Here is a 7730-nt window from a genome sequence, read left to right as displayed (position 1 = left end):
ACTATATAGGAAGAAAACAAGATTAAAATAAGGAAGCTCAGACGGCAATTCGTCTGGGCTTCTGTGCTTTCTTTTATTGAGGTTCTATAGATAAATGATGTTGTTTAAGCGAAGCTTTCTTGGTCGCCAACTGCTTGGATAGCTCAGATTGTAAACGAGTACTGGATTTGATTTCTTCGTTTAACTTGTTTATTCGCGTCATTTTACTGCTTAAATCGCTGTGCGATTGACTTAATTTCAGATCTCTTTGCAATTGATTCATTTTCGATTGCGCTTTTTCTTTTTTATTTTTCTCGTTTAAGATTTTGCTTTCTATGTCAGCAATTTCATGTTGTAATCGATTCACAATTGCTTTGGTGAAATTAATAGACACTTAAACACCTCATCATCATTTAGGTTAACTGAGACCTCATTCTACTATAAAAAACTCGGTTAAGCGAGAAAAGGGATGTAAAGTTGGTAAAAGAACTGCCTAACATTCGTTTTTAAAGGTGCAGGATGAAGGTAGATCCTTTTGAGCAGCACAAAAAAAGGGAGGAGTTAATAACTCTTCCCTTCAGATTCAAAAAATAAATTATTTGATTGTTAGATTAAAACCATTTTGGATGTAATAAAGGTTGGGATAAGCTATATTACTGGTCGTAAGATTGTTGAACGTTGCGGAGCCATTGCCTGTATACGTGTAGATAGCCGCCCCTTGATGAGGTCCCGAGAAGCGAGAGGTTGTTACCCCATCCAGACCAGTACCGTTGATGGTGATGTTGTTAAACACCGTATTTTCAAATCCACCACCGTATCCGAATTGAATAGCATCTCGCTGAGTATTGATGATGTCTATATTGGTAAATGTGACGTTCTTGATAGCATCGTTGAAGCTTCCAAATCAATGGCACCGCGTTCACCATTGTAAAGATCCTTACTTGTGCCGCTGTTAATAATGGTCGTATCTGAGAACACGATACCGGTATTGTTCTGAAAATGGTACCCGGGGAAATGCGGTGACGATGGTTCATTAAATATCCATTTGATTAGTTTGAGTGGATGTTTTACTGCTAAAACTTGTGGAAACGAAAAGTACAAATAACACATTCTGTGTTTATTATTCTGTTCGAGTCTATGACAATATTTCGCATTTTTTTTAAGCAAATAAAGGATACAATTTGCTTCTTATCGAATGGTTAAAAGTCTTAACCTAACAGAGGGAGGCTGACGTTCGGGAAAGATTTGTTCATTTGAATTGGAGGGGTATCAATGAAATTCAGCATTACTGGCAAGGTCATGATCATTTATAGCATGGTTTTTATAACTGTCATTCTGTTAACCTTCTGGATGTCTTATGCCGGAACGGTAGGACGCTTGAAGCAGGATTTGAAAGATACGCACATCGCTCTGTTAAAGCAGATCGATGATAAAATCGAACTGGTGTTCCGCGAAACGGACAGGAAATTGTTATCCATGTCGCAGGAGCTGGAGAATGTTTATTTCATGTATGACAGTTATGATGATACGTCTCAAAAATATACGAATTTCTATGGGTTATCCAATAAACTCAAGACATTGGTGCATGCGAATGAACAGTTCTCTTCCGTCATGCTTTATTCGGATGTAAGCGGCGAGGTGCTGACCGATAAAACGTTTTTCAAACGAAACGAATCTAGGGAAAACTGGTTAGTCCCCTACATCGATATCGAAGGGTATTCCAAGTGGATAACGACACATAAAGTAGCGGATGGCGCGGATGGTGAAAAAGAACAGGATGTCGTCACGTTAGTTCGTCCTTATCCGTCAATCAGCGGTCCGGGATACCGGAAGGGACTTGTTGCCGTAAATATGAAAGAAGACGTCCTTTATAAGATGATTAAAGATATTTTTAAAGACAGTACCCAGGGCGGTCATACGTTTATTATCGACGACAAAGCGAACATCGTGACGCATGATGACAAATCTCTGTTGTACAAAAATTTGGCGGACGCCCCCTATATGAAGCAGATTATGAGCCAAAGCGGGGACGGACATTTCACGACGAAGCTGGATGGGATCCAGCAATCGGTCTTTTATACGGTTTCGACCTATACGGGCTGGAGAATCATTAGTGTGGTTCCCGAATCCCAAGTGTATCAGCCGTTGGAATCGACCCGTCAATTCATGATGGCAATTGCTTTGGGCATGATTGTTGTGGCGATATCTGTCCTTTTTATCGTGAATCGCCGTACGTTTAAACCACTGGATCGTTTGGTTAGGAAAATGTCCGGAACGTTCAAAGTGACTCATCCAGGGAATGATTCGGTTAGAAACGTCGCGGGGCTGGGCTATCTGGAGACGGTGTTCGATCAAATGTTCATGGATCGGGAACAGTTGGGAAAACAGGTCCGAGATTCGAAACCTGTACTGAAATGGCGAATCATTATGGACATACTATCCGGTTATAGATCGGATTACGCTTCGGTGCGCAACCATCTGGAATTTCCGGAAATCCGCTTATTTCCTAACATGTATGTGGTTTGCACCGCAGAGATCGGGAAGGAAGGACGGAGCAATCCGAAGGACGAAACGCTGTATACGTATGCGCTATGCAACGTCGCTGAAGAGTTGTTGAATATGGAAAATGCAGGGGTGGCCATTGATCTGGGTTCAGGCTCATCTGCCATCATCATTAGCTTTGCAGAAGGTGATGAGGAACAAAACCATCTGCGCGCTTTGACCGTCCTCGAATTAGTAATGGATGTCATGAAACGGCAATTTGGACTGCTTGTAACAATCGGTGTAGGCAGATGTTATCGGGAAATGAAGGATATTCCCAAATCGTACGACGAGTCGCAGAAAGCTCTGCAGTACAAATGGTGATCGGCAGCAATTCCGTGATTTCCATCGAGGATTTGCTGGAGTCGGACAATCAGGAGTATTATCGCATGATCAAGATGACGGATCCCATTATGGAAGCGTTAAAGCAAACGGAAACCGATAAGATAAAGGAATTTGTCGCCATGCTGTTTCAAGAAGCGGTAAGCGGCAGTTTATCTCCTGACTTGATCCGACAGCTCTCTTACGAGTTGATTATGAAATCATTGCAAGTGGTGGCTTCTGTCGGCATAGCTACGGAGGAAGCGCTTGAAGAGATGGGTAATCTCCACCAGCGGATTCATCAATGTGACAATTGGCAGGAAGCGGAATGGATCGTCAATACGGTACTCGAAGGATTAGCTGGGAAAATTGAAGAAAAACGCAGCCAACGGGGAAGCAATAAAACAATTGAGAAGATGTTGGCTTATATCCAGGACCATTATCAAGAAAGCGAGTTTTCTTTAGACCAATTGGCTGATAAGTTTGAGTTAAGTCCACCGTATATCAGTAAACTGTTTAAAGAACATACAGAGCGAAACTTTATCGATTACTTGATTGAGATTAGGATTAATGCCGCTAAGGAACTTCTTGCCGCAAAGAATCGAAAGATCAACGATATTTCGGAAGTGGTAGGTTATTCGAATACGCGCAGTTTCCTTAGGGCTTTCAAAAAATATACGGGAATGACACCTTCTGAATATCGCGAGTGGGTCATCAAGTCGGAAGGAAAAACCGCGCTGGAATAAGCTTTTCGGTAGTGAATCGTAAAAAAGTGAACCAGTATTAAGAATTGTAACCTGCCAAATCGTAAGAAATGACATGAATATTCGAACAAGTCTATTTTCATTCCAATCCCCCTTTCATACAATCAAATCGTACTCGAATGACTGATGACGACGACGAAAGGGGGCAGACGAAATGCAGGGGAAGGTCCCGACCATAGGCAGGCAGAGCGGGACGCAGAAGGCCAAAACCAGCGACTTCTGGCTGACGGTTCTGAAAAGGTTGAAGCAGGATAAATATTTATATTCGATGCTTCTACCGGTAATTGGTTTTTATGTTTTGTTCAAATATGTTCCTATGGTTGGCGAGATTATTGCTTTTAAGAATTACCGGTTTGTTGACGGTATTTTTGGAAGTCCAATGGGTTGGATTCAAGCATTTCCAAATGTTATTTGCAAGTGCGGATTTCTGGAGAATTTTGAGAAATACGCTGCTGTTAAACGTGTACAGTCTGTTTTTCGGATTCCCGGTGCCGATTATCCTGGCTCTTCTATTAAATGAAGTCCGCAAGGAATGGTACAAACGTATCGTGCAAAATTTACTTTACATTCCCCATTTTATTTCGTGGGCGGTGTTGGGCGGAATTGCTATCGCGATGCTGTCGCCAAGCAGTGGGATCGTCAATCTCATTATTAAGAAAGTTTCCGGAGGAGAGGGTATCTATTTCATGGCCGATTCGCTTTGGTGGCCGTTTGTCTATACGCTATCCGGCATATGGAGAGAAGCGGGTTGGGGGACGATCTTGTATCTGGCGGCTATGGCCACGATTGATCCTCAGCTTTATGAAGCGTCCAAGATGGATGGGGCTGGCAGACTGCGCCAAATTTGGCACATTACATTGCCCGGTATCCGAGGAACGATGGCTATTCTTTTAATATTGAGAATCGGACAAATGATGGATGTGGGATTGGAGCAGACGCTCATTCTCCAAAATAATTCTGTGCTGGATGTCGCAGATGTGATTAGCACCTATGTCTACAGGGTGGGATTGCAAAATTCGAGCTACAGCTATACAACGGCGATCGGACTGTTTCAATCGGTCATTAGCTTAATTCTGGTCGTTGGCGCGAATAGGTTAATCCGGATTTCCGGAGAACGGGGGCTGTGGTAAACGATGAACACGACCCCAAAAAGCTTTACAGCCAAATTCAGTATGCTGGTGACCTACGTTTTTCTCGGTTGCATCTCGATATTGACCTTATTTCCTTTCTGGTATGAGGTTGTGGCTTCCCTTAGCAGCACGAGGGCGATTACTTCAGGCGAAGTTTTCTTATGGCCGGTGGAGTTCAATATGGAAGCGTATAAGCGTTTGTTCAACGATGGGCAATTAATCATAGCGCTGCGCAACACCGTTGTCGTAACGGTTTTCGGAACCATTTTCAACATGGTCATGACGATTCTGGCCGCATATCCACTCTCCAGACGAAGGCTCCTTGGACGGAAGACATTGCTTATGTTTATTGTATTTACGATGCTGTTCATTACGGGAATCATTCCGAACTTCATCCTTGTGAAAACGCTGGGGCTTATGAATTCGTATTGGGCGATCTGGCTGCCTGCACTGATCAGTACTTACAACTTGTTTGTGATGAAATCGTTTATGGAGGGGCTGCCGGAGGAAATTGAAGAGTCTGCGGCTATGGACGGTGCTGGCGATTGGCGGATTCTACTGCAAATTTTCATGCCGCTATGCAAGCCGATCTTGGCGGCCTTGTCCTTATTCTATGCGGTCAGTTGGTGGAACAGCTATTTCAACGTGCTGCTTTATATCACGAAATCAACCAAACTAACCGTCACGGTGAAGCTGTATCAAATGGTCGATAAGGTTGATGCCAATTTGTTAAACATTCCAGGAGGAAACGATGATCTAAGTCAAGTTTTGTTAACTCCGGAAGCCATTAAAGCAGCTGCGATTGTTATTGCCATAACTCCGATTCTGTGTGTGTATCCGTTTCTCCAGAAACACTTTGTTAAAGGCGTTTTGATCGGTTCTGTTAAAGGTTGATATCAGGGAGCGAATCTGCTCTTGATATAGTAGTCAATTATAAAAAAGGGGATGCAGAACAAGTGAAAAAATGGAATCATGCAGGGAAAATGGTTCTCGCTGGGGCGTTGTCATTGACAATGCTTGCAGCGTGCAGCTCAAACAAACCGACTGGGGAGCAACCGAGCGCTTCTGCCGGCGCGACGTCCGCAGCAAACGCTGGGCCGAAAAAAGAGATTAGCGCATCGATGTTTGATCGCGGTCAAGTAGCCACAGCAGAGGGAGACTACGAGAACAACCGGTGGACGAAGTGGATCAACGAGAATTCACCTGTCAAAATAAAATGGGTTCCCGTTACGCGAAGTCAAGCGCAGCCTAAACTGAATGCCCTTATCGCTGCCGGCGAAGCGCCTGATTTGATCTGGGAATACGACCGCAATTATATCAGCCAGTTGGCCAATTCAGGAGCGATTCAGCCGATTGGTGATTACATCAACAAATACAGTACGACGTTCAAGGCATATCTTGAAAAACATCCGGAGCTTAAACCTTATTTGAGCGTTAACGGTAAAGTGTATGCGGTTTCTTTTGCAAGGGATACGATTGCGAATCACGGCATGTGGATACGCCAGGACTGGCTGGATAAGCTGGGTCTGAAAGCGCCGACGACAGCGGAGGAATTCATAGAAGTCGCCCGCAAATTCAAAGACGGGGATCCAGATGGCAACGGCAAAGCGGATACCGTGCCGATCGCATTAAGCGCTAGTGCCACGAGTATTTTCCGCGCTTTATTTGCCACCCAGGAAAATCAGTGGTATGTGGAGGGTGGCAAGCTTCAATTCGGAAGAGTCAATGACCGTTTTACGGATTCGCTGGCTTTCCAGAAGCAGCTCTTTGACGATGGCCTAATTGACAAGGAATATATAACAGATACCAGTTTCCAACGTTCCAGCCAATTGTTGACCACCGGTAAAGCTGGCATTTATTTAGGCAATTGGGATATTCAAGCGATTAATAGCGAGCTTCTGAAAAATGTGCCGGATGCGAAAATGGTACCGCTTGAAACCGTCAGCACCAAATACGGCAAGAATGGCTTGTATCAGGAAGCACCGCCAAGCGTATTTACCGCATTTAACAGCAAGATGAAGGAAGACCAAATCAAATCGGCCATTCAGGCATTAGACTGGATGCTGCAGGACGGTTGGGTACCGCTTAAGAACGGAGAAGAGAATGTCCATTTTAAAATGGTTGACGGCGTCCGTCAAAAAATTGACCAAGAAAAATTCACCAAGGAAGTTGCTTATGCGGCCGAATACGCGCTCTTGATGGATTTCACCTTGAAACCGGAACAAATCCCGCTCATGGCGGCGAAGGATGAAGCTTCCCAAAGTTATGCCAAGCAAAAAGCGAAGTCGTTAGAGCTGGCACTTAAAAATAAATACCGGAGAGACATTCCGTTCAATCCGGATCTTCCGGAGATTACCCAATTGATTGCAACATTCCATCCGATCGCTCAACAGATCGAAGCGAAAGTCGTGACAAGCGGTAAGGCGATGTCCCCTCAAGAGGGAATGAATGAGCTTCGTAAGGAATGGAAGCGTCTTGGCGGCGATAATGTGGATAAGCTAGCGCAAGAATGGTACGAGAAAAATAAAGACAGTATGAAATAACCTGCGAAGAGACACAACCGGCACGGGGAGTTTATTGCCAAAAATTAGGAATAAATTCCCTGCCGGAATCAATTGAGGTGCAGCAAATGAGAGACAACGTAAAGTCTGAACAAGTAAAAGAGGCAAATGCAATCTGGCTCCCTCGCATAAGGGAGTCCTTAGAACCGTACGCAAGGTATTAAACGCTCTTTCGCGATGCAGCTCGTCACCGCTATCAAGGATCGCTAGCGCATAGTCAAGCGCTGCTATGATCGGGTGAACATATTCCGCTTCCTTGATCGTCGTATGATAGCCTGGACTGGTGAACGGTCTGCGAAGCATGCTGTTCTCCTCATTATAATCCGAATGCTTCCGTTCTATCACTTCAGGATCAACAGCCGGATTCGCCAACCTTCGGCATCTGGTCATGGTTTTGGGAGGAACCACTTGCTAAAATGTCGCCGCCGGATTGG

At 44.4% G+C, this 7730-nt stretch carries 9 protein-coding genes; 6 read left to right on the top strand and 3 right to left on the bottom strand.

The window, feature by feature from the left end; all coding sequences use genetic code 11:
- Positions 1–73: 73 nt before the first annotated feature.
- Positions 74–373, bottom strand: coding sequence for a hypothetical protein (locus FU659_RS34020; RefSeq protein WP_147951589.1), 300 nt, complete (start codon positions 371–373; stop codon positions 74–76).
- 201 nt (positions 374–574) lie between these two features.
- Positions 575–772: a hypothetical protein gene (locus FU659_RS38100; protein ID WP_261808234.1), complete on the bottom strand. Its 198-nt coding sequence runs from the start codon at positions 770–772 to the stop codon at positions 575–577.
- A 479-nt stretch (positions 773–1251) separates the two neighbouring features.
- Here FU659_RS38100 and FU659_RS34010 point away from each other — a divergent pair, with 479 nt between their 5' ends.
- The 6 genes from FU659_RS34010 (at position 1252) to FU659_RS33990 (ending at position 7278) form a co-directional block, all read left to right on the top strand.
- On the top strand, positions 1252–2844 hold the full coding sequence (locus tag FU659_RS34010; protein ID WP_147951588.1) for a PDC sensor domain-containing protein: 1593 nt from the start codon (positions 1252–1254) through the stop codon (positions 2842–2844).
- Positions 2838–3587, top strand: coding sequence for an AraC family transcriptional regulator (locus FU659_RS34005; RefSeq protein ID WP_187274596.1), 750 nt, complete (start codon positions 2838–2840; stop codon positions 3585–3587). Before FU659_RS34010 ends, FU659_RS34005 begins: the two co-directional genes overlap by 7 nt.
- Positions 3588–3759: 172 nt before the next feature.
- On the top strand, positions 3760–4125 hold the full coding sequence (locus FU659_RS38095; RefSeq protein WP_261808233.1) for a hypothetical protein: 366 nt from the start codon (positions 3760–3762) through the stop codon (positions 4123–4125).
- A complete protein-coding gene (locus FU659_RS34000; RefSeq protein ID WP_261808232.1) occupies positions 4067–4735 on the top strand; it encodes an ABC transporter permease in 669 nt (222 codons plus the stop codon). The genes FU659_RS38095 and FU659_RS34000 overlap by 59 nt, the downstream gene beginning before the upstream one ends.
- Before the next feature lie 3 nt (positions 4736–4738).
- Positions 4739–5629, top strand: a complete 891-nt coding sequence (locus tag FU659_RS33995) for a carbohydrate ABC transporter permease (RefSeq protein ID WP_147951586.1) — start codon at positions 4739–4741, stop codon at positions 5627–5629.
- A 62-nt stretch (positions 5630–5691) separates the two neighbouring features.
- Positions 5692–7278: an extracellular solute-binding protein gene (locus FU659_RS33990; RefSeq protein ID WP_261808231.1), complete on the top strand. Its 1587-nt coding sequence runs from the start codon at positions 5692–5694 to the stop codon at positions 7276–7278.
- On the opposite strand, the gene FU659_RS33985 is transcribed toward FU659_RS33990, so the two are convergent.
- Positions 7234–7686: a hypothetical protein gene (locus FU659_RS33985; protein WP_147951585.1), complete on the bottom strand. Its 453-nt coding sequence runs from the start codon at positions 7684–7686 to the stop codon at positions 7234–7236. The genes FU659_RS33990 and FU659_RS33985 overlap by 45 nt on opposite strands.
- Positions 7687–7730 lie beyond the last annotated feature (44 nt).

Origin of the sequence: Paenibacillus sp. N3.4 (assembly GCF_008017805.1) — a bacterium.
Classification (GTDB): Bacteria; Bacillota; Bacilli; order Paenibacillales; family NBRC-103111; genus Paenibacillus_E.
This window is presented reverse-complemented; position numbering and strand designations above follow the sequence as displayed.